General features: G+C 70.7%; 22 protein-coding genes. 18 read left to right on the forward strand and 4 right to left on the reverse strand.

The genetic code is table 11. The features are described from left to right. The first annotated feature begins 720 nt into the window (after nt 1–720). Nucleotides 721–2,553 (forward strand): transcription termination factor Rho, encoded by a 1,833-nt coding sequence (rho, locus tag HNR68_RS08005; RefSeq protein ID WP_179719111.1) that lies wholly within the window; start codon nt 721–723, stop codon nt 2,551–2,553. Between the two features lie 146 nt (nt 2,554–2,699). On the opposite strand, the gene HNR68_RS08010 is transcribed toward rho, so the two are convergent. Beyond that, nucleotides 2,700–3,101 carry a hypothetical protein gene (locus HNR68_RS08010; protein ID WP_179719113.1) on the reverse strand — a complete coding sequence of 134 codons (402 nt, stop codon included), beginning with the start codon at nt 3,099–3,101 and terminating at the stop codon, nt 2,700–2,702. Nucleotides 3,102–3,369: 268 nt separating this feature from the next. Here HNR68_RS08010 and rpmE point away from each other — a divergent pair, with 268 nt between their 5' ends. From rpmE to prmC, 3 genes are all read left to right on the forward strand, one after another. After that, the gene (rpmE, locus tag HNR68_RS08015) at nt 3,370–3,582 is read left to right on the forward strand and encodes a 50S ribosomal protein L31 (protein WP_179719115.1); all 213 of its coding nucleotides are present in this window, start codon (nt 3,370–3,372) and stop codon (nt 3,580–3,582) included. An 87-nt stretch (nt 3,583–3,669) separates the two neighbouring features. After that, nucleotides 3,670–4,737, forward strand: a complete 1,068-nt coding sequence (gene prfA / locus HNR68_RS08020) for a peptide chain release factor 1 (protein WP_179719117.1) — start codon at nt 3,670–3,672, stop codon at nt 4,735–4,737. Between the two features lie 9 nt (nt 4,738–4,746). Beyond that, a complete protein-coding gene (prmC, locus tag HNR68_RS08025) occupies nt 4,747–5,619 on the forward strand; it encodes a peptide chain release factor N(5)-glutamine methyltransferase (protein WP_179719119.1) in 873 nt (290 codons plus the stop codon). A gap of 75 nt (nt 5,620–5,694) precedes the next feature. On the opposite strand, the gene HNR68_RS08030 is transcribed toward prmC, so the two are convergent. Beyond that, a complete protein-coding gene (locus HNR68_RS08030; RefSeq protein ID WP_179719121.1) occupies nt 5,695–6,564 on the reverse strand; it encodes an alpha/beta fold hydrolase in 870 nt (289 codons plus the stop codon). A gap of 210 nt (nt 6,565–6,774) precedes the next feature. Between HNR68_RS08030 and HNR68_RS08035 the strand changes: the two genes are divergently transcribed. The 12 genes from HNR68_RS08035 (at nt 6,775) to HNR68_RS08090 (ending at nt 17,077) form a co-directional block, all read left to right on the forward strand. Then, nucleotides 6,775–7,425 (forward strand): L-threonylcarbamoyladenylate synthase, encoded by a 651-nt coding sequence (locus tag HNR68_RS08035; protein WP_179719123.1) that lies wholly within the window; start codon nt 6,775–6,777, stop codon nt 7,423–7,425. A gap of 154 nt (nt 7,426–7,579) precedes the next feature. Beyond that, entirely contained in the window at nt 7,580–8,749 is a 1,170-nt protein-coding gene (locus HNR68_RS08040) for a glycosyltransferase family 4 protein (RefSeq protein ID WP_179719125.1), read from the forward strand. Then, entirely contained in the window at nt 8,749–9,195 is a 447-nt protein-coding gene (locus HNR68_RS08045) for a Cg1360 family ATP-synthase-associated protein (RefSeq protein ID WP_179719127.1), read from the forward strand. The genes HNR68_RS08040 and HNR68_RS08045 overlap by 1 nt, the downstream gene beginning before the upstream one ends. A gap of 266 nt (nt 9,196–9,461) precedes the next feature. Further along, on the forward strand, nt 9,462–10,241 hold the full coding sequence (gene atpB / locus HNR68_RS08050; protein WP_179719129.1) for a F0F1 ATP synthase subunit A: 780 nt from the start codon (nt 9,462–9,464) through the stop codon (nt 10,239–10,241). A 73-nt stretch (nt 10,242–10,314) separates the two neighbouring features. Next, on the forward strand, nt 10,315–10,572 hold the full coding sequence (locus tag HNR68_RS08055) for an ATP synthase subunit c family protein (protein ID WP_179719131.1): 258 nt from the start codon (nt 10,315–10,317) through the stop codon (nt 10,570–10,572). Between the two features lie 32 nt (nt 10,573–10,604). Then, nucleotides 10,605–11,162, forward strand: coding sequence for a F0F1 ATP synthase subunit B (locus HNR68_RS08060; RefSeq protein ID WP_179724768.1), 558 nt, complete (start codon nt 10,605–10,607; stop codon nt 11,160–11,162). A 21-nt stretch (nt 11,163–11,183) separates the two neighbouring features. After that, complete coding sequence (locus HNR68_RS08065) at nt 11,184–12,011, forward strand: F0F1 ATP synthase subunit delta (RefSeq protein WP_179719133.1); 828 nt, start codon at nt 11,184–11,186, stop codon at nt 12,009–12,011. A 72-nt stretch (nt 12,012–12,083) separates the two neighbouring features. Beyond that, entirely contained in the window at nt 12,084–13,730 is a 1,647-nt protein-coding gene (atpA, locus tag HNR68_RS08070) for a F0F1 ATP synthase subunit alpha (protein ID WP_179719135.1), read from the forward strand. 4 nt (nt 13,731–13,734) lie between these two features. Then, nucleotides 13,735–14,664, forward strand: coding sequence for a F0F1 ATP synthase subunit gamma (locus HNR68_RS08075; RefSeq protein WP_179719137.1), 930 nt, complete (start codon nt 13,735–13,737; stop codon nt 14,662–14,664). Nucleotide 14,665: 1 nt separating this feature from the next. Next, nucleotides 14,666–16,096, forward strand: a complete 1,431-nt coding sequence (gene atpD / locus HNR68_RS08080) for a F0F1 ATP synthase subunit beta (protein ID WP_179719139.1) — start codon at nt 14,666–14,668, stop codon at nt 16,094–16,096. A gap of 159 nt (nt 16,097–16,255) precedes the next feature. Further along, nucleotides 16,256–16,621 carry a F0F1 ATP synthase subunit epsilon gene (locus HNR68_RS08085; RefSeq protein WP_179719141.1) on the forward strand — a complete coding sequence of 122 codons (366 nt, stop codon included), beginning with the start codon at nt 16,256–16,258 and terminating at the stop codon, nt 16,619–16,621. A gap of 12 nt (nt 16,622–16,633) precedes the next feature. Next, entirely contained in the window at nt 16,634–17,077 is a 444-nt protein-coding gene (locus tag HNR68_RS08090) for a DUF2550 domain-containing protein (protein ID WP_179719143.1), read from the forward strand. A gap of 272 nt (nt 17,078–17,349) precedes the next feature. On the opposite strand, the gene HNR68_RS08095 is transcribed toward HNR68_RS08090, so the two are convergent. Then, nucleotides 17,350–18,252 (reverse strand): LysR family transcriptional regulator, encoded by a 903-nt coding sequence (locus tag HNR68_RS08095; protein WP_179719145.1) that lies wholly within the window; start codon nt 18,250–18,252, stop codon nt 17,350–17,352. Between the two features lie 70 nt (nt 18,253–18,322). Here HNR68_RS08095 and HNR68_RS08100 point away from each other — a divergent pair, with 70 nt between their 5' ends. Next, a complete protein-coding gene (locus tag HNR68_RS08100) occupies nt 18,323–18,799 on the forward strand; it encodes a GNAT family N-acetyltransferase (protein ID WP_343049995.1) in 477 nt (158 codons plus the stop codon). 29 nt (nt 18,800–18,828) lie between these two features. Further along, entirely contained in the window at nt 18,829–19,302 is a 474-nt protein-coding gene (locus tag HNR68_RS08105; RefSeq protein WP_179719149.1) for a GNAT family N-acetyltransferase, read from the forward strand. Here the strand turns inward: HNR68_RS08105 and HNR68_RS08110 are convergent. Beyond that, complete coding sequence (locus tag HNR68_RS08110) at nt 19,299–19,871, reverse strand: cob(I)yrinic acid a,c-diamide adenosyltransferase (RefSeq protein ID WP_179719151.1); 573 nt, start codon at nt 19,869–19,871, stop codon at nt 19,299–19,301. The two genes, HNR68_RS08105 and HNR68_RS08110, sit on opposite strands and share 4 nt — an antisense overlap. Nucleotides 19,872–19,953 lie beyond the last annotated feature (82 nt).

Genomic DNA, 19,953 nt, shown 5'->3' on the forward strand with positions numbered 1-19,953 from the left:
CCGGTCGGGCGATCATCGGCCCACCACGCCCCGCGGCAGCGGGCCGGGGGCGGAGTGGTACAAAGGAGGTGTCGCCGGTGGCGACCAGCGGATCTGCTGGCTCTCCGTCGTCGACGTGATCTGCCAGGGCGTGCCACACGCCCAGGGGGTTGGTTGCACCGGGACTACGGGGCGTCTACCCTCAAGGTCAATCAGTCACCGCGCCCCAGGTGCCGGTGCCGTATCCGGAACATCGTCATTCCGGAACGCATCTCCCGCCGTGAATTGAGCTCCGCCCGCCACGGGTGAAGATCAACTTGGTGGGTTCGGCGATCGCGGTGACCGAGGCAGGAGTTGTCAACTCAAGCGAGTTCGCTTCGGGCGATCGACGGTGCGCGTCGTTGCCGTGGTCGAGGTGGGGGCCTCAAGTTCCAGGGTGTGGTCCTCGAACGAGCTCCGAGGCGGACGTGAGTCGGGGATTCCTGGTATGAGGCAGCAGGGCGTGCATCGGCACGTGTGGATCGGAGTGGATGCGTCGCACATGGACCACGCGAGCCGGGTGTCTCCCACTGCCCGGTGCTGCTGGTTCCCGAGCCAACGCCGTCGTCGGTGGCGCCCAGCGCGCAGAGGGAAGCCGATCGGCGAGAGAGCTGGTAGCACACACCGGCCGCCCGCACTCCAGAGCGGGCGGGCAATCCGCTGGGTCGCGTAGGAGGCGCGGTCCGGTCAGGAAGGACATTCGTGAGCAACACCGAACTGTTGAGCAGCGAGGCGGCCAACGGCGCCTCTCCCGCTGGCCAGCAGGATTCCGAGGCCAACGGCACCCCGCGTCGACGTGGTGGGCTTTCCGGCATGGTTCTCGCTGAACTGCGCCAACTCGCGGGGGAACTGGGGATCGAGACCGGCGGTCTGCGCAAGGGCGATCTGATCGCCGCCATCAAGGAGAAGCAGGGCGGCACCACCGCTCCGCGGTCGCGGTCCACCAAGAAGACGTCGGCCCGCACCGCGGAGGAGGCTCCTGCGGCCAAGGAGGCGCAGCAGCCGGCCCTCGACGAGGCCCCGAGCGAACCCGCCGCGTCGGAGTCCAAGACCGAGCAGGGCACCAACGGTGCCGCTCCGTCGCGCACCCGCTCCCGGCGCCAGCAGCAGGCCGCCGAGACCAGCGGTGGTGAGGGCGAGGAGACCCGGCGCAGCGGCAACCGCCGGCGCCGCTCGTCCAGCCGCTCCGGTGGCGAGTCCAGCGGGGGCGACGACCAGCGCGGTGGCGGCAAGCAGGAGAACCGCCAGGAGCGCGACGGCGGGAGCAACCGCCAGGAGCAGGGCCAGGAGCAGAGCGAGGACGAGGGCGGTCGTCGCGGGCGTGGCCGCCGCTTCCGGGACCGCCGCCGCAACCGCGGCCGCGGCGAGGGCGGCGAGCCCGAGGTCCGCGAGGACGACGTGCTGCTGCCCGTCGCGGGCATCCTCGACGTGCTCGAGAACTACGCGTTCGTGCGCACGTCCGGCTACCTCGCCGGGCCCAACGACGTCTACGTCTCGCTGTCGCTGGTCCGCAAGTACGGTCTGCGCCGCGGTGACGCGATCAAGGGCGTCATCCGGCAGCCGCGGGAGGGCGAGCAGCAGCGGCAGAAGTTCAACCCGCTGGTGCGGGTGGACTCGATCAACGGCCTGGAGCCGGAGGCGGCCAAGAACCGCCCCGAGTTCCACAAGCTGACCCCGCTCTACCCGAACGAGCGGCTGCGCCTCGAGACCGAGCCGCAGAACCTGACCGGGCGCATCATCGACCTGGTGATGCCGGTCGGCAAGGGGCAGCGCGCGCTGATCGTCTCGCCGCCGAAGGCCGGCAAGACGATGGTGCTGCAGGCGATCGCCAACGCGATCACCACCAACAACCCCGAGTGCCACCTGATGGTCGTCCTCGCCGACGAGCGTCCGGAAGAGGTCACCGACATGCAGCGCTCGGTGAAGGGCGAGGTCATCGCCTCGACCTTCGACCGGCCGCCGTCGGACCACACCACGGTCGCCGAGCTGTCCATCGAGCGCGCCAAGCGGCTCGTCGAGATGGGCCACGACGTGGTCGTCCTGCTCGACTCGATCACCCGCCTGGGCCGCGCCTACAACCTGGCGGCCCCGGCGTCCGGCCGCATCCTCTCCGGTGGTGTGGACTCGACCGCGCTGTACCCGCCGAAGCGGTTCCTCGGCGCGGCCCGCAACATCGAGAACGGCGGCTCGCTGACCATCTTCGCCACCGCGCTGGTGGAGACCGGGTCGACCATGGACACGGTGATCTTCGAGGAGTTCAAGGGCACCGGCAACGCCGAGCTCAAGCTGGACCGCAAGCTGGCCGACAAGCGGCTGTTCCCGGCGGTCGACGTGGACTCCTCCAGCACCCGCAAGGACGAGATCCTGCTCTCGCCCGACGAGCTGGCGGTCACCCACAAGCTGCGTCGAGTGCTCGCCGCCCTCGACTCGCAGCAGGCGCTGGAGCTGCTGCAGGACCGGCTGCGCAAGACGCGCACCAACATCGAGTTCCTGATGCAGGTCGCCAAGACGACGCCGGGCAAGGACGACGACTGACCCGTCGGTCGCCATCCCGTTCGAGCGAGGAGGGCCCGCACCCGGGTGGGTGTGGGCCCTCCTCGCGTCCGGGGGTGCTCAGGTGAGCATGGGAACCTTCCTGCCACCCGGATGACAGGAAGGTTCCCATCCTCACGGCACAGCGGTCAGGTGTGCGAGCACTTCGCCTGGTCGCGGTGGGCGCGGACCAGCACGGTGGCCAGCACCGCGACGGGGACCGGGCCGACGACGAGCACGGCCAGTACCGGCAGCCGCAGCGCGTCGTGCCCCAGGGCGCACGCCAGCAGCAGCAGCGGGTAGGCGGTCCGCAGGAAGCGCCGCTGCGCGCGGGACCGCCAGTGCACGTGGCCGGCGGTGACCGCGGTCAACGCGGCGGCGGACCCGAACAGCAGTGGTGCGGAGAGGCTCAGGTCCTGCTCCACCGTGGGGTGCTCCTGCAGCGCCAGGCTCAGCAGCGCCGCCACCCAACCGGCACTGCCGAGGAAGAGCAGGGGGAGGAACACCCACGACCGGACCGCGAGGTTCCCCAGCACTGAACACTGCAGCACGGATCGAGGATGAACGGCCGGTCCCGCCGCGGGCACCCTCCGCGACCGTTCGCGCGCCGGGCGGTCCCTGCGGTGCGCCGGGCGGTCGCTGGGGCGCGTCGAGCGGCACTCGGAATAGCCGGCCTCCCGTCAGCGTTGGAGGAGCGGAACCGCCCTGCGGTGCAGGTCATGAGCTGCGGTCTGGCAGAATGCATGGCTGATCCCGGCTCCGGTTCACCGCGCGGCAGCGGCCGCGCGGACCCGGCGGTCAAGTAGAGAGGACGAGCCGTTGAAGAGTGGCATTCACCCCGAGTACGTGGTGACTCAGGTCACCTGCGGGTGTGGCAACAGCTTCACCACCCGCAGCACCCGCAAGAGCGGCCAGATCACCGTTGAGGTCTGCTCCAACTGCCACCCGTTCTACACGGGCAAGCAGAAGATCCTGGACACCGGCGGTCGCGTGGCCCGCTTCGAGGCCCGCTACGGCAAGCGCAAGAAGTAGCTGCGACGACGGCGCCCGCCCCGCGCACCGCGTGGGGCGGGCGCCGTCTCTTGTCCTGTCCGCCCAGCCAGTGAAGAGGATCTGCCAGTGGAGACGTCGAAGCTCGAAGCGCTGCTCGCCGAGTACCAGGAGCTGGAGCAGCAGCTGGCCGATCCCGGGGTGCACGCCGACCAGGCGAAGGCCCGCAAGCTCGGCCGCCGCTACGCGGAGCTGACCCCGATCGTGCGCACCGCGCGCGAGCTCGACCAGGCGCGCTCCGACCTGGAGGCCGCCCGCGAGTTCGCCGCGGAGGACTCCTCGTTCGCCGAGGAGGCCGAGAAGCTGGCCGAGCAGCTGCCCGCGCTGGAGGCCAAGCTCACCGAGCTGCTGCTGCCGCGCGACCCGCACGACGGCTCCGACGTGCTGCTGGAGGTCAAGTCGGGGGAGGGCGGCGAGGAGTCCGCGCTGTTCGCCGGCGACCTGCTGCGCATGTACCTGCGGTTCGCCGAGCGGCGGGGCTGGCGGGCCGAGGTGCTCGACGCCACCGAGTCCGAGCTCGGCGGCTACAAGGACGCCACGGTCGCCATCAAGGCCGCGCCCGGCGACACCAGCCCCGACGGGGTGTGGTCGCAGCTGAAGTTCGAGGGCGGCGTGCACCGCGTGCAGCGGGTGCCGGTGACCGAGTCGCAGGGCCGGGTGCACACCTCGGCGGCCGGGGTGCTGGTGTACCCCGAGCCCGAGGAGGTGGAGGTCGAGGTCGACGAGAAGGACCTGCGCATCGACGTCTACCGGTCCTCCGGTCCCGGCGGGCAGAGCGTGAACACCACCGACTCGGCGGTGCGCGTCACCCACCTGCCGACCGGCATCGTGGTGTCCTGCCAGAACGAGAAGTCGCAGCTGCAGAACAAGCAGCGCGCCATCCAGGTGCTCAAGGCCCGCCTGCAGGCCCTCGCGGAGGAGGAGGCCGAGCGGGAGGCGTCGGAGGCGCGGCGCAGCCAGGTGCGCACCGTGGACCGGTCCGAGCGGGTCCGCACCTACAACTTCCCGGAGAACCGGATCTCCGACCACCGGGTGAACTACAAGGCCTACAACCTGGACCAGGTCCTCGACGGTGACCTGGACGCCGTCATCGCGGCGCTCATCGCCGCCGACCGGCAGGAACGCCTGGCGCTCTAAGCTGTCGACGTGACCCGACAGCCCCTGCGCCTGGCCATCCTCGAAGCGGAACGCACGCTCGCCGCAGCGGGTGTGGCGAGCCCGCGGACCGACGCCGAGCTGCTGGCCGCGCACCTGCTCGGGGTGGAGCGGACCAAGCTGATGATGGTGCCGCTGGTGGACCCACCGGTGGTCGAGGCCCTGCACGACCTGGTGAGCCGCCGCGCCGCCCGCGTCCCGCTCCAGCACCTCACCGGCCACGCCTCGCTCGGCGCGGTGACGCTGTCCGTGGGGCCGGGCGTGTTCGTGCCCCGCCCCGAGACCGAGCTGCTGCTGGCCTGGGGCGAGAGCGTCCTCGACGGCGTCGAGCGGCCGGTCGTGGTGGACCTGTGCACCGGGTCCGGGGCGCTGGCGCTGGCGCTGGCCCACGCGCGCCCGGACGCCGAGGTGCACGCGGTGGAGAAGGACCCGACCGCGCTGTCCTGGGCCCGCCGCAACGCTGACCAGCGGGCGCAGGCCGGGGACACCCCCATCCGGCTGTACTCCGGGGACGTCACCGACCCGCGGCTGTTCATGGAGCTGGAGGGCCTGGTCGACCTGGTGGTGTGCAACCCGCCGTACGTCCCGGACGGCACCCCGGTGCCGCCGGAGGTCGGCGACCACGACCCGCACGAGGCGGTGTTCGGCGGGCGCGACGGGCTGGACGTGGTGCGCCACGTGGTCGGCTGCGCGGCCCGCCTGCTCCGGCCCGGCGGCGGGGTGGCGATCGAGCACGACGACACCCACGGCGGCTCGGTGCCCGCCCTGCTGCGCGCCCGCCGCGTGCTCACCGACGTCGAGGACCACACCGACCTGGCCGGTCGCCCCCGCTTCGCCACCGCCCGCCGCACCCGCCCGGAGTGACAGGAAGGTTCCCTTCCTCACGTCAGGCGGGTGCCGTCCCGCGCGGGGCGTGACAGGAAGGTTCCCATCCTCGCCTCACCGGTGGGCGTTGACGAACTCGCGCAACACGGCGTTGAACTCGGTCGGGCGCTCGCGGTTGGGCCAGTGGCCCGCCTCGGGGAGCACGCGCAGCGTCGCACCGGGGATCGCCGCGGCCGCGTCGCGGGCGGCCTGCACCGGGACGATGGCGTCGCGCTCGCCGTGCACCACCATCACCGGGCACTGCAGCTGGCCGAGGTGGGGCAGGTGGTTGATGCGCATCGACGAGCGGCCGACCGCGTCGGCGTGCCAGTCGGCGAACACCGAACCGCGGGCGCGGGATTCGGCGATCACCTCGTCGACGATGGACTCCAGGTCGTGCACCCCGCGCCCGCCGGTGAAGAACAGCTTCGTCAGCACCGCGCGCACCAGGGACCGGTTGAGCCGCAACAACTTCGCCGCCAGCGGGCCGACGAAGCGGGCGCGCAGCGCCAGGTGGACGAGCAGGTGCCGCTCCAGCCGGTGCTGCAGCCCGGTGCTGTCCACGAGCACCAGTCCGCGCACCCGCTGCGGGTTGCGCAGCGCGAACCCGGCGGCGATGCTGCCGCCCATCGACAGCCCCACGAGCACCGCCTGCGGCACCTGCCAGGCGTCGAGCAGCCAGCGCAGGACCTCCTCGAAGGTGCGCTGGTTGGCGCGCCCCCGCCACGGCATGCTGCCGCCCTGCCCGGGCAGGTCGGGGACGAAGACGCGGTGGTCGGCGGCCAGCACCCCGATGGCGTGGCGCCAGCTGATCAACGCGTTGTCCGGGCCGCCGCCGTGCAGCAGGACGATCGCCGGGCCGCTGCTGCCGGCCCGGAAGAAGCGGACCCGGCCCGCCGGGAACTCGATGTGGTCGACCTCGACACCCTGGGGTGGGGCGGTCATGTTCTCGCTCTCTCCTCGCGTTCGATCTGCGTGCTGCCCGCTGGCGGCGGACTCTCGGGTGCCGCCCGGCACCGCCGTGCCCGCGAGCTCGTTGAACGGATCTTGGTCCGGCGTCGCGGCGTTACTCGCAGCGCATCGTCCCGGACGATCATCTCCGGTACCACTCGGTGCGCGTGCAGGCGGTGCTGCGGGGCGTGCCAGGATCGGGGTGTGAGCACCGTCTATGACTGCACTACCCCGGACAGCCGCGAGCAGGGCCTGGCCGCCGCGGCGGGCATCGTTCGCGCCGGTGGGCTGGTCGTGCTGCCGACCGACACGGTCTACGGCATCGGTGCGGACGCGTTCGACGCGAACGCGGTCCGCGCGCTGCTGGCGGCGAAGGGCCGCGGCCCGGACATGCCGGTGCCGGTGCTGGTCGGCTCGTGGTCCACTGTGGATGGGCTGGTGATGTCGGTCCCGCAGCAGGCGCGGACGCTGATCGAGGCGTTCTGGCCGGGCGGGCTGTCGCTGGTGCTGCCGCAGGCGCCGTCGCTGAACTGGGACCTGGGCGAGACCCGCGGCACGGTGAACCTGCGGATGCCGCTGCACCCGGTGGCCCTGGACCTGCTGCGCGAGGTCGGCCCGATGGCCGTCTCGAGCGCGAACCGCAGCGGTCAGGCGCCGGCCTCCAGCGTCGCCGAGGCGCGCGAGCAGCTGGGCGACTCGGTGCAGGTCTACCTGGACGGCGGGCCGTCCGGGGAGCCGGTGGCCTCCACCATCGTCGACCTCACCCAGGGCGCGCCGCGGATCCTGCGGGAGGGCGCGGTGAGCCGGGCGGAGCTGTCCGAAGTGCTCGGGGTGGACCTGGGAGCGGACTGGTGACCCCGGTCGAGGACCGGTGACCGGGGGCGCGACGGCGGCCGATAACGTGAGGCGCGGATCCGCCACGTGGAGAGCGATGAGGAGCGCTGGGTTGAGTCTTCCTTTCCTGGGGCTGAGCGTCGGCGACCCGCGACGGGGTGTGTGAGCGACCGGTATGGACAACGCACCGTGGGCTCCGGCCGGGCTTCCCGCCCGCGAGTACTTGCTGGTCCTGCTCACCGCTGCGGCGACCACGTTCCTGCTGACCGGGTTGGTGCGCCTGCTGGCGATCCGGGTCGGCGCCGTGGCCTACCCGCGGCACCGTGACGTGCACGTCGAGCCGATGCCGCGGATGGGCGGTGTGGCGATGTACGGCGGGGTGCTGGCGGCGATCTTCCTCGCGTCCAACCTGCCCGCGCTCTCCCGCGGCTTCACCTACTCCAACGACGCCTGGGCGGCGGTCGTGGCGGGCGGGCTGATCGTGCTCGTGGGCGCCCTGGACGACCGCTTCGAGCTGGACTCGCTGACCAAGCTCGCCGGGCAGGTCACCGCGGCCGGGGTGCTGGTGATCGCCGGGGTGCAGTGGTTCGTGCTGTGGGTGCCCTGGGGCGGCGTCGAGGGCTCGGTGGGCCAGACGCTGGTGTTCAGCAGCAACCAGGGCCAGCTGCTGACGGTGCTGCTCACCGTGGCGATGATCAACGCGATGAACTTCGTCGACGGCCTCGACGGGCTGGCCTCCGGGATCGGCTTGATCTCCGCGACGGCCACGTTCGTGTTCTGCCTGGGCATGCTGGACCGGCAGAACGGGGACGTCAACGCCTACCCGCCGGCGCTCATCGCGGCCGCCATCGCCGGGGCCTGCCTCGGCTTCCTGCCGTACAACTTCCAGCCCGCCCGGCTGTTCATGGGCGACTCCGGGTCGATGCTGATCGGGCTGATGCTGGCCACCGCCAGCACCTCGGCCTCCGGTCGGCTGCTGAACTACCCGGACGCGGACCCGACCGACACGATCGCGCTGCTGTCCCCGCTGCTGGTGGTCGCCGCGGTGCTGTTCGTGCCGCTGCTGGACCTGATCATGGCGGTGGTGCGGCGCACCAAGGCCGGCAAGAGCCCGTTCCACGCCGACAAGATGCACCTGCACCACCGGCTGCTGGAGATCGGGCACTCGCAGCGCCGCGCGGTGCTGCTGATCTACCTGTGGGCAGCGGTCATCTCCTTCGGCGCGGTGTCGTTGACGCTGTTCAACCCGGTCGTCGTGGCCTGGGTCGCAGGCCTCATGGTGCTGCTGGCGGCTATCATCTCGGTGATTCCGCGAATGAGAGCCCGAGCTGAACGAGAGTCCTGATGAGCGACACCACCACTCCGGCGAGCGAGAACCCGCACGCCGCTTCCGTGCGCCGGCTCGCCTCGGCGATGCTGCGCACCGCGATCTGGCCGGGCGTCGTGACGGTGGTGGTCGGGGCTGTCGTGGCCACCGCGCTGGTCGGTGCGTCGGGCCTGTTCGGTGCGCTGGTCGGCGGCGTCGTGGCGTTCGGCTCGTCGCTGCTGACGATCTGGTTGATGCGCTTCACCGGCGGCATGAGCCCGCACTTCGTGATGGTCGCCGCGCTGGGCGGCTACGTCGGCAAGATGCTCGTGCTGCTGGTGGTGATGACGCTGCTCGGCGGGGTCGAGGCACTGCACCGGGAGTCGCTGGCGTTCACCATGCTGGCGACGGTGCTGGTGTGGGCGGGCGCCGAGGTGGTGGCCTTCAAGCGCACCAGGACCCCCACCATCATCCCGGAGAACTGACCTGGTCGGCGCAGTGGTGGTGCCCCCAACGGAGGAACCGTCGAGAGTGACCGACCACATGTCGGGTCCCTACTTACCCGCTGGTATCGTCAGCCGCGCAGTTTCCTCCCTGCGCAGCGGCGGGCCGGGGAGCCCGGAGGCCCGAGGTCGGCCCGCGGTGGGGAGGGCCCTCCGCGTGCCGGATCGCGTATCAGGTACGTTAAGTGCAAAACGTGACGATTCCCCCGGCAGAGTGAAGACCACCGGGAGAACCGGAAGGAGCCCAGTTGGGCGCGCTGATGCTGGCCGAGGGCGGAACATTCCAGCCGCCGGGTGCCGATAGCTTTGTCCTTCCGCCGATCTTCGGCGGAGTCACCAAGCCGATGCTCCTCGTCGTGCTCTCGGCGATCATCGTGGGCGCCTACTTCGTGATCGCCACCCGGAACCTGAAGCTGGTCCCGGGCAAGGGGCAGTTCGTCGCGGAGTTCATCTACGAGTTCAGCCGCAACAAGATCGCGCGGGAACACATCGGGGCGAAGGACTTCCGTCCGTTCGTGCCGCTGATCTTCACGCTGTTCACCTTCATCCTGGTGAACAACATCTTCGGCATCATCCCGTTCATCCAGTTCCCGACGATGTCGCGCATCGGCTTCCCGATCGCGCTGGCGCTCATGGTGTACCTGGTGATGCACGGGGTCGGGTTCGCCCGGCACGGCTTCCTGGGTTACTTCAAGCACATCATGTTCCCGCCCGGCGTGCCGAAGCCGATCTACGTCTTGCTGTCGCCGATCGAGCTGTTCCAGAAGTTCATCGCGCAGCCGGCCGCGCTCGCGATCCGGGTGTTCGCCGCGATGTTCGCCGGCCACCTGATCCTGCTGGTGTTCACCCTGGGCGGTGAGTACCTGCTCATGGAGGCCACCGCGGCCTTCAAGCCGGTCTCCGTCGTCGGGTTCGCCTTCGCGATCGCGTTGACCTTCGTCGAGGCGCTGATCCAGGTGCTGCAGGCGTACATCTTCGCGCTGCTGACCGCGAGCTTCATCGGCGCGGCGCTGTCCGAAGGCCACTGACCAACGAATCTCCGTTCCACAAGAGGACCTGTCGATCCGCGCCGAGAAGCGGACCGAGTGAAAGGTAGTGACAGTGAGCAACATCGTTCTCGCGCAGGCAGCTGAGGCCGCGACCAACATCAACCCCGGTCTGGCCGCGATCGGCTACGGCCTGGGCGCCATCGGCCCGGGTGTCGGCGTGGGCCTGATCTGGGCCGCGGTCATCAACGGCACCGCCCGCCAGCCGGAGGCCCAGGGCCAGCTGCAGGGCATCGCCTGGATCTCCTTCGTTCTGGTCGAGGTGCTCGCGCTGATCGGTCTGGTCGTCTACTTCATCGCCTCCGCTGGCTGAGTTAACGGCTCAACGCGTTGGGAGACGTTGTGGTGAAGACGCAGATGCTGCTGGCCGCGGAAGGCGAGCACAACCCGATCATCCCCGAACCGGCGGAGATCGTGGTCGGTCTGATCGCGTTCTTGCTGCTGCTGTTCGCGCTCTGGAAGTACGCGGTCCCGCGCTTCGAGAAGGTCTACGCGGAGCGCAGTGAGCGGATCGAGGGCGGTATCGCCAAGGCCGAGGCCGCGCAGGCCGAGGCCCAGCGGACGCTGGAGCAGTACAAGGCGCAGCTGGCCGAGGCCCGCGCGGAAGCGGCTCGGATCCGCGACGACGCCCGTGCTGAAGGCCAGCAGATCCTGGAAGAGATGCGAGCCCAGGCCCAGGCCGAGTCCGAGCGGATCATCAGCCAGGGCCAGTCCGCGCTGGCGCACCAGCGGGCGCAGATCGTCGCCGAACTGCGGTCGGAGCTCGGCCGCCAGGCGGTCGAGCTCGCCAGCCGGGTCGTCGGCGAGTCCTTGGAGGACGAGGCCCGTCGCCGGGGGACCGTCGACCGGTTCCTGGACGAGCTGGAGGCCACCTCGGCCCCGGCGGAATCTTCCAAGGCCTAACCGAGTGAAAGGCGCTGAGAGTTGAGCACCCTCGTGAACGCCGCGAGCCGCGAGGCACTCGCAGCCACCGAGCTGCAGTTGCTCCAGGCCACCGACGGTGCGTCGGCCGCGGAGATCACCGAGCTCGCCGACGAGCTGTTCGGCGTGGCCGCGCTGCTGGGCCGGGAGTCCACGCTGCGGCGGGCGCTCGCCGACGCCTCCATCGAACCGCAGTCCAGGGAGGACCTGGCCCGCGGGTTGTTGGCGGACAAGCTCGGTGCGCGGTCGCTGCCGGTGGTCGTCGAGGCCGTCCGGTCCCGGTGGTCCGGGGCGAACGACCTGGTCAACGGCCTGGAGCGGTTGGCTCGCACGGCGCTGCTGGTGCAGGCCGAGCGGGCGGGCCGGCTCGACGCCGTCGAGGACGAGCTGTTCCGCCTGGGCCGCATCGTCGGCTCCCAGGTCGACCTGGAGCGGCTGCTGTCGGACCCGACCGGGGACCCGGCAGGCAAGGAGGCGGTGGTCGACCAGCTCCTCTCGGGGAAGGTCGAGCCGATCACCTTGCAGTTGGTCCGCCAGCTGGTCACCCGGCCGCGCGGCCGGGTCAGCGAGGGGCTGGAGGAGCTCGCCGAGCTGTCGGCGAAGCGCCGCGAGCGCTCGGTGGCGCACGTCCGCTCTGCGATCCCGCTCACCGAGGAGCAGCAGCAGCGGCTGTCACGCACCCTGCAGCGGATCTACGCACGCCCGATCGCCCTGCACCTCGAGGTCGACCCCGAGGTCGAGGGTGGGCTGCTGATCCAGGTCGGAGACGAGGTCATCGACGGCAGCATCACGGGACGCCTGAAGGCCCTGCGACGCGACCTGGCCAGCTAGCCGAGGGTGCGTGGGGACCAGGCGTCGAACACCAACTCCCTTCCACGAACGAACCGAGGGCAGGAACGAGACATGGCGGAGCTGACGATCTCGTCGGACGAGATCCGCAGTGCGATCGAGAAGTACGTCTCCAGCTACTCCCCGGAGGTCAGCCGCGAGGAGGTCGGGGTCGTCACCGATACCGGTGACGGCATCGCCCATGTCGAGGGTCTGCCTTCGGTGATGACCGAGGAGCTGCTGGAGTTCCCCGGTGGCACCTACGGTGTCGCGATGAACCTGGAGGCTCAGGAGATCGGTGCGGTCATCCTGGGCGACTCCGGCAAGATCGAGGAGGGCCAGGAGGTCAAGCGGACCGGCAAGGTCCTCTCGGTCCCGGTCGGCGACGGCTTCCTGGGCCGCGTCGTCAACCCGCTCGGCGAGCCGATCGACGGCCTCGGTGACATCGCCGCCGAGGGCAACCGCGCGCTCGAGCTGCAGGCCGCCACGGTCGTGCAGCGCAAGGGCGTGCACGAGCCGATGCAGACCGGCATCAAGGCCATCGACTCGATGACCCCGATCGGTCGCGGGCAGCGGCAGCTGATCATCGGTGACCGCAAGACCGGCAAGACCACGGTCGCGGTCGACACGATCATCAACCAGAAGGCCAACTGGGAGAGCGGCGACCCGACCAAGCAGGTCCGCTGCATCTACGTCGCGATCGGCCAGAAGGGCTCCACGATCGCCGGCGTGAAGCGCTCCCTGGAGGACGCCGGCGCGATGGAGTACACCACCATCGTCGCCGCCCCGGCCTCCGACTCCCCGGGTCTGAAGTGGCTGGCGCCCTACGCGGGCTCGGCCATCGGTCAGCACTGGATGTACCAGGGCAAGCACGTCCTGATCGTTTTCGACGACCTGACCAAGCAGGCCGAGGCGTACCGAGCGATCTCCCTGCTGCTGCGTCGTCCGCCGGGGCGTGAGGCCTACCCGGGTGACGTCTTCTACCTGCACTCCCGCCTGCTGGAGCGCTGCGCGAAGCTGTCCGACGAGATGGGCGCCGGCTCGATGACGGGTCTGCCGATCATCGAGACCAAGGCCAACGACGTGTCGGCCTACATCCCGACCAACGTCATCTCCATCACCGACGGCCAGTGCTTCCTGCAGTCGGACCTGTTCAACTCCGGTCAGCGGCCGGCCATCGACGTCGGTATCTCGGTGTCGCGTGTCGGTGGTTCGGCGCAGATCAAGGCGATGAAGAACATCACCGGTTCGCTGCGTCTGGACCTGGCCCAGTACCGGGAGCTGGAGGCCTTCGCGGCCTTCGCCTCCGACCTGGACGCCGCGTCCAAGGCCCAGCTGGACCGCGGTGCCCGCCTGATGGAGGTCCTCAAGCAGGGCCAGGGCGAGCCGCTGCCGGTCGAGGAGGAGGTCGTCGCCCTCTTCATCGGTACCCGGGGGCACCTGGACTCCGTCCCGGTCGCCGACGTGCGCCGCTTCGAGGCCGAGTTCCTCGCGCACATGCGCCGGAGTCACGCGACCACGCTCAAGGACATCGTCGAGACCGGCAAGCTGTCCGACGACGGTGAGAAGGCGATCGCGGAGGCGGTCGAGGAGTTCAAGAAGCAGTTCACCACCTCCGACGGCAGCTCCGCGGCGCCGAGCGAGCCGGACGCCGAGGCGCTCGCCGAGGACGAGGTGGGCCAGGAGACCGTGAAGGTCAACCGACCCGCGCCGAAGAAGTAACGTCATGGCACAACTTCGGGAACTCCGGAACCGCATCCGGTCGGTCAAGTCGACCCGGAAGATCACCAAGGCGCAGGAGCTGATCGCTACCTCGCGCATCATGAAGGCGCAGGCCAGGGTGGAGGCTTCGCGGCCCTACGCCACGGAGATCACCAACGTCCTGTCCGCGCTGGCCGACGTGAGCACGTTGGACCACCCGCTGCTGACCGAACGCACCAACCCGAAGCGCGCCGGCGTGCTGGTCGTGACCAGCGACCGGGGTTTCTGCGGCGGCTACAACGCCAACGTGATCAAGGCGGCGGAGGAGCTGCAGACCCTGCTGCGCGAGCAGGGCAAGGACCCGGTGCTGTACGTCATCGGCCGCAAGGGCGAGGCGTACTACCGGTTCCGGCAGCGCAAGATCGAGGCGAGCTGGACCGGGTTCAGCGATCGCCCCGAGTACTCCGATGCGGCCGAGATCGGCGACACGCTGGTCAAGGCCTTCCTGGCGGGTGCTGACGACTACCTCGACGACGGTGGTCCGGACGGTAAGCTGGGCGTGGACGAGCTGCACCTGGTGCACACCGAGTTCGTCTCGATGCTCACGCAGCGGCCGACGGTCCGGCGGATCGCTCCCCTCGAGGTGGAGTACTCCGACGAGCCGGAGCAGAAGACGCTCAAGTCCGCGTACGAGTTCGAACCGGACGCCGAGACGCTGTTCGCCGCGCTGCTGCCGAAGTACATCAAGACCCGGCTCTACGCGGGTCTGCTGGACGCGGCGGCGGCCGAGCACGCGGCCCGGCGCACGGCGATGAAGTCGGCGACGGACAACGCGGACGAGTTGATCCGCACCCTCAGTCGCGAGGCCAACCAGGCCCGCCAGGCCCAGATCACCCAGGAAATCAGCGAGATCGTCGGCGGTGTCGAGGCGCTCTCGTCCGCAGGAAGTGAGTGACATGACTGCTGCTACTGCCACCAGCACTGGCACCGGCCGCGTCGTCCGGGTGCTCGGCCCGGTCGTGGACGTCGAGTTCCCGCGCGACCAGGTGCCGGACTTGAACAACGCCCTCAAGGTGGACATCACCGCGGAGGGCATGGCCAAGACCCTGACGCTGGAGGTCGCCCAGCACCTGGGTGACAGCGTCGTGCGGACGATCTCGATGCAGCCCACCCAGGGCCTGGTGCGCGGCGTGACCGTGACCGACACCGGCGCGGGCATCTCGGTGCCGGTCGGTGACGTGGTCAAGGGCCACGTGTTCAACGCGCTGGGCGACTGCCTGGACGAGCCGGGCTACGCGTCCGACGCCGAGAAGTGGGAGATCCACCGCAAGGCGCCGAGCTTCGACCAGCTCGAGGGCAAGACCGAGATGCTGGAGACCGGCATCAAGGTCATCGACCTGCTGACCCCGTACGTGCAGGGCGGCAAGATCGGTCTGTTCGGCGGCGCCGGTGTGGGCAAGACGGTGCTCATCCAGGAGATGATCCGCCGGGTCGCCAAGAACTTCGGTGGTACCTCGGTGTTCGCCGGTGTCGGCGAGCGCACCCGTGAGGGCAACGACCTCTGGGTCGAGATGTCCGAGTCCGGCGTCCTCGACGACACCGCGCTGGTGTTCGGTCAGATGGACGAGCCGCCGGGGACCCGTATGCGGGTGGCGCTGTCCGCGCTGACGATGGCGGAGTACTTCCGCGACGTCCAGCACCAGGACGTGCTGCTGTTCATCGACAACATCTTCCGGTTCACCCAGGCGGGCCAGGAGGTGTCGACCCTGCTGGGCCGCATGCCGTCCGCCGTGGGTTACCAGCCGACGCTGGCCGACGAGATGGGTGAGCTGCAGGAGCGCATCACCTCCACCCGGGGTCGTTCGATCACCTCGATGCAGGCGATCTACGTGCCGGCGGACGACTACACCGACCCGGCGCCGGCGACCACGTTCGCCCACCTGGACGCGACCACGGAGCTCTCCCGTGCGATCTCCCAGAAGGGCATCTACCCGGCGGTGGACCCGCTGGCCTCCACCTCCACCATCCTCGACCCGGCGATCGTCGGCGACGAGCACTACCGGGTGGCCCAGGAGGTCAAGCGGATCCTGCAGAAGTACAAGGAGCTGCAGGACATCATCGCCATCCTCGGTATGGACGAGCTGTCCGAAGAGGACAAGGTGACGGTGCAGCGGGCGCGTCGCATCGAGCGCTACCTGTCGCAGAACTTCTACGTGGCGAAGCAGTTCACCGGCCAGGAGGGCTCCTTCGTCCCGGTCAAGGAGACCATCGAGGCCTTCGACCGGCTGTGCAAGGGCGACTTCGACCACTACCCGGAGCAGGCGTTCCTGTCCATCGGTGGTCTGGACGACCTCGAGGCGGCGTACAAGAAGCTCACCGAGAAGTGAGCCCACGACCCCCGCGGGGGTCGTCGAGGAACTGGTGAACGGGGTCGAGGTCCGCGGCGGCCTCGGCCCCGTTCGTCACCGAGCACGTGCCCGGCCGGTCCCGATCGCCCTGGTGGCACCGGATAGAATGCGGGCACACACCCGACAAAGGAGACGCGCGTGGCCAACATGTCCGTCCAACTGGTCGCCGTCGAGCGCCGCCTGTGGTCCGGGGAGGCGACCTCGGTGGTCGCGCAGACCACCGAGGGAGAGATCGGCATCCTGCCCGGGCACGAGCCGCTGCTCGGCCAGCTGGTCGAGGGTGGTGTGGTGCGCATCACCACCGCGGACAAGGAGACCGTGACCGCCGCGGTGTTCGGCGGCTTCTTGTCGGTCACCGCCGACGGGGTGAGCGTGCTGGCGGAGTCCGCCGAGCTGGCCGAGGAGATCGACGTGGCGAAGGCCCGCGAGGAGGCCAAGAGCGCGGACGAGCAGGATCGAACGCGGGCGTTGAGCCGATTGCGAGCCGCCGGCCAATCGGCCTGATCCGGGCCTCCCATGGGTTCCCCGGTCGTGTGGCTCGTGGTGGCGGTGGGGCTGCTGCTGGTGGCAGCCCTGGTCGTTGCGGTGCTGGCGTGGCGGCGGCTGCGGGAACTGCGCGTCGGCGGGATCGATGTCGCGCTGCGCGTCAACAAGGACAGCGGTGGCCGGGGCTGGCACCTCGGGGTGGCGCACTACCGGGGTGAGGAGTTCGCCTGGTACCGGGTGCTGAGCCTGCGGTCCGGGCCGAACTGGGTGGTCAACCGCAGGGACGTGGAGATCGCCCGCCGGCGGGAGCCGTCGGCCGCGGAGTCCTACGCGATGCCCCCGGGCGCGACGGTGCTCGACCTGACGGGCCGGGGCCCGGAGCTGGAGCTGGCGATGGGCGTCGACGCGCTGACCGGGTTCCTGTCCTGGCTGGAGTCCGCCCCACCGGGCCGCTCGGTCCCCTGGGCGTCCTGAAGACCTCACGAAGAACCCTCGGCAGACGTGCCGGGGGTTCTTCTCGTTGCTGGCCGTGTCGGTGCGGGTGCCGCACGGAGTGCCTGGCGGGCGGGTGCGGACCGGTCGGGCTGCGTCCGGTGCCTCTCGCGCGCCCGGCGGAGCGGTCATGCGGGCGTCCGGGTCCCAGCGGCGGACCAGCCGCCTCCTGCCTGGGGATGGCAGGAAGGTTCCCATGCTCACGTCAGAGGGCGTGGTGTGACGGCCCCGGCGTGACAGGAAGGTTCCCATCCTCACCCCAGGCCGGTGTCGCGGCTGAGGTCGTGGAGGAGCTGGAGGAACACGTCGGTCAGCGGCGCGTGGCGGGTGTCGGTCGGGACCGCGGCGTGGATGCGCCGGTGCAGGCCGGAGGCGAGCGGCTGGTGGGTGGTGCCGGGGGCGCCGGTGATGGCCAGGCGGGGGATGAACGACACCGCCACCCCGGCGGAGACCACGGCTTCGGCCACGGCGTAGGACTCGAACTCGAACGCCACCCGCGGGGTGAAGCCCTCGGCGTGCGCGGCGGCTTCGAGCTGGCGGCGGTTCGGCAGGTGGAGCGGGGCGCCGGCCCAGGTGTCGTCGCGGAAGTCGGCGAGCCGCGGCGCGGTGGCCTCGGCGAGCGGGTGGCCGGTGGGCAGCACGGCGTGGACCGGGTCGTCGAGCAGGTGCACGAGGCGGACGCCCGGTGGCGCCTCCAGCGGTTCGTGGTACTCGCCGACCAGGGCCAGGTCCAGGCGGTGCGCGGCGACCCGCTCGATGCCCTCGGCCGGGCCGAGGTCGAGCACGGACAGCTCCGCGTCGGGGTGGCGGTGGCGCATCGCGGTGAGCGCCTCGGGCAGCAGGGCGAGCCCGGCGGTGGGGAAGGCGCCGAGGCGGAGCCGGTTGCGGTGCTCGTCGCGGAAGCGCTGCGCGTCGTCGGTGGCGTCCCGCAGGGCCGCGGCGATCCGGTCCGCTCGCTCGGCCAGCTGCACGCCCAGCGGGGTCAGGCGGACCCCGTGTGGGAGCCGCTCGACCAGCTGCGCGCCGACTTCGTCCTCCAGGCGGATGAGCTGCTGCGACACCGCGGGCGGGGTCCGGCCGAGCTGGTCGGCGGCCCGCGTGACGCTGCCGTGTTCGCGCAGCGCCAGCAGCACGAGCAGCCGCGAGGGATCGAGCATGAAGCTCCACTTTACGCACCCCAAGGCGGCGCAACTGGAAGTGAACGCGCGAGGGCGAAAGACTGGGGGCGTGAGCAAGCAGGCCAGTTTCACGATCGAACCCGAACCCATCGACACCCCGGACGCCCAGCGGGCGCTCGACGCGTACGTCGCCGAGCTGGACCGCCGCTTCCCGAACGGGTTCGACACCTCCCGCGCCGCACCGCCGGCGAAGACCGACTTCGTCCCGCCCAACGGGGTGTTCCTGGTGGTGCGCGACGAGGGCCGGGTCCTCGGCTGCGGCGCGCTGCGCACCGAGCCGCACGGCATCGGGGAGATCCGGCGCATGTGGATCGCCCCGGAGCTGCGGGGCCGGGGCGCGGGCCGGGCGCTGCTCCGCGAGCTCGAGGAGCACGCCACGGAGCTGGGCTGCGACCGGGTCCGGTTGGACACCGCGTCCGAGCTCCGCGAGGCGCGCGCCCTCTACGAGTCGGCGGGCTACCGGGAGATCCCGGCCTACAACGACAACGAGTACGCCCGGCACTGGTACGAAAAAGCGCTGGCTTGATCCACCTGCCTGCGCAGTAGGCTGCGTCAGTGCGCATCGAGATCGTCGACTACGACCACCCGGATTCCCGGGTGCTGATCGACAGCCTCCAGCAGGAGTACGTCGAGCGCTACGGCGAGGAGGACCTCACCCCGGTCGACCCGGCGGAGTTCCGGCCGCCGCGCGGGCTGTTCCTGCTCGGCTACCTGGACGGCCGCCCGGTCGTGTCGGGCGGCTGGCGCAGCCAGGACAGCGACGAGCCGGGGTTCCAGGACGGGGACGCCGAGCTCAAGCGGATGTTCGTCGTGCCCGGTGCGCGCGGGGCCGGCCTCGCGCGGCGGATGCTCGCGGAGCTGGAGCGGACCGCCGCGGAGGCCGGCCGCAAGCGCATGGTGCTCGAGACGGGGGTGCGCCAGCCGGAGGCGATCGGGCTCTACGCCTCCGCCGGGTACGTCGAGATCGACAAGTTCGGCGTGTACCAGGACGACCCGCTGAGCCGGTGCTTCGGCAAGGAGCTCAGCTAGGCGTTCCCGCCCGGCTTCCACAGCACGTCGCCGTCCGGGTTGGCCACCCGCGCCAGGATGAACAGCAGGTCCGACAGCCGGTTCAGGTACTTCGCGGGCAGCGGGGAGGTGTGCTCGCCGTCGGCTTCCTGCAGCGCCCAGGCCGAGCGCTCCGCCCGCCGGGCCACGCACCGCGCCTGGTGCAGCAGCGCACCGCCGGGAGTGCCGCCGGGCAGGATGAACGAGTCCAGCTTGCCGAGCCGGGCGTTGAACTCGTCGCACCAGCCCTCGAGCCGGTCCACGTAGTCCTGGGTGATCCGCAGCGGCGGGTGCTTCGGGTTCTCCGCGATCGGCGTGGCCAGGTCCGCGCCCACGTCGAACAGGTCGTTCTGCACGGCCTTGAGCACCGCGACGACGTCCTCGTCGAGCTGCGCGGTGGCCAGCGCCACGCCGAGCACCGAGTTGGTCTCGTCCACGTCCGCGTAGGCGACCAACCGCGGGTCGGTCTTGCGCACCGTGGAGTTGTCCGACAGCCGGGTCGTGCCCGAGTCACCGGCCCGCGTGTAGATCTTCGTCAGGTGGACAGCCATGCCGACAGCCTAGGCCGACCTGACAGGAAGGTTCCCATGCCGCTACCTGGGGTGGCAGGAAGGTTCCCATGCGCTGCTGGAT

It is taken from the genome of Saccharopolyspora hordei (genome assembly GCF_013410345.1).
Taxonomy (GTDB): Bacteria; Actinomycetota; Actinomycetes; order Mycobacteriales; family Pseudonocardiaceae; genus Saccharopolyspora; species Saccharopolyspora hordei.

What these genes read in the sequence shown, in the direction of transcription:
- HNR68_RS08030 (WP_179719121.1), bottom strand. Translation starts at nt 6,564, where the DNA reads ATGACCGCCCCACCCCAGGGTGTCGAGGTCGACCACATCGAGTTCCCG.
- HNR68_RS08040 (WP_179719125.1), top strand. Translation starts at nt 7,580, where the DNA reads ATGGACAACGCACCGTGGGCTCCGGCCGGGCTTCCCGCCCGCGAGTAC.
- HNR68_RS08045 (WP_179719127.1), top strand. Translation starts at nt 8,749, where the DNA reads ATGAGCGACACCACCACTCCGGCGAGCGAGAACCCGCACGCCGCTTCC.
- atpA (WP_179719135.1), top strand. Translation starts at nt 12,084, where the DNA reads ATGGCGGAGCTGACGATCTCGTCGGACGAGATCCGCAGTGCGATCGAG.
- HNR68_RS08075 (WP_179719137.1), top strand. Translation starts at nt 13,735, where the DNA reads ATGGCACAACTTCGGGAACTCCGGAACCGCATCCGGTCGGTCAAGTCG.
- atpD (WP_179719139.1), top strand. Translation starts at nt 14,666, where the DNA reads ATGACTGCTGCTACTGCCACCAGCACTGGCACCGGCCGCGTCGTCCGG.
- HNR68_RS08090 (WP_179719143.1), top strand. Translation starts at nt 16,634, where the DNA reads ATGGGTTCCCCGGTCGTGTGGCTCGTGGTGGCGGTGGGGCTGCTGCTG.
- HNR68_RS08095 (WP_179719145.1), bottom strand. Translation starts at nt 18,252, where the DNA reads ATGCTCGATCCCTCGCGGCTGCTCGTGCTGCTGGCGCTGCGCGAACAC.
- HNR68_RS08110 (WP_179719151.1), bottom strand. Translation starts at nt 19,871, where the DNA reads ATGGCTGTCCACCTGACGAAGATCTACACGCGGGCCGGTGACTCGGGC.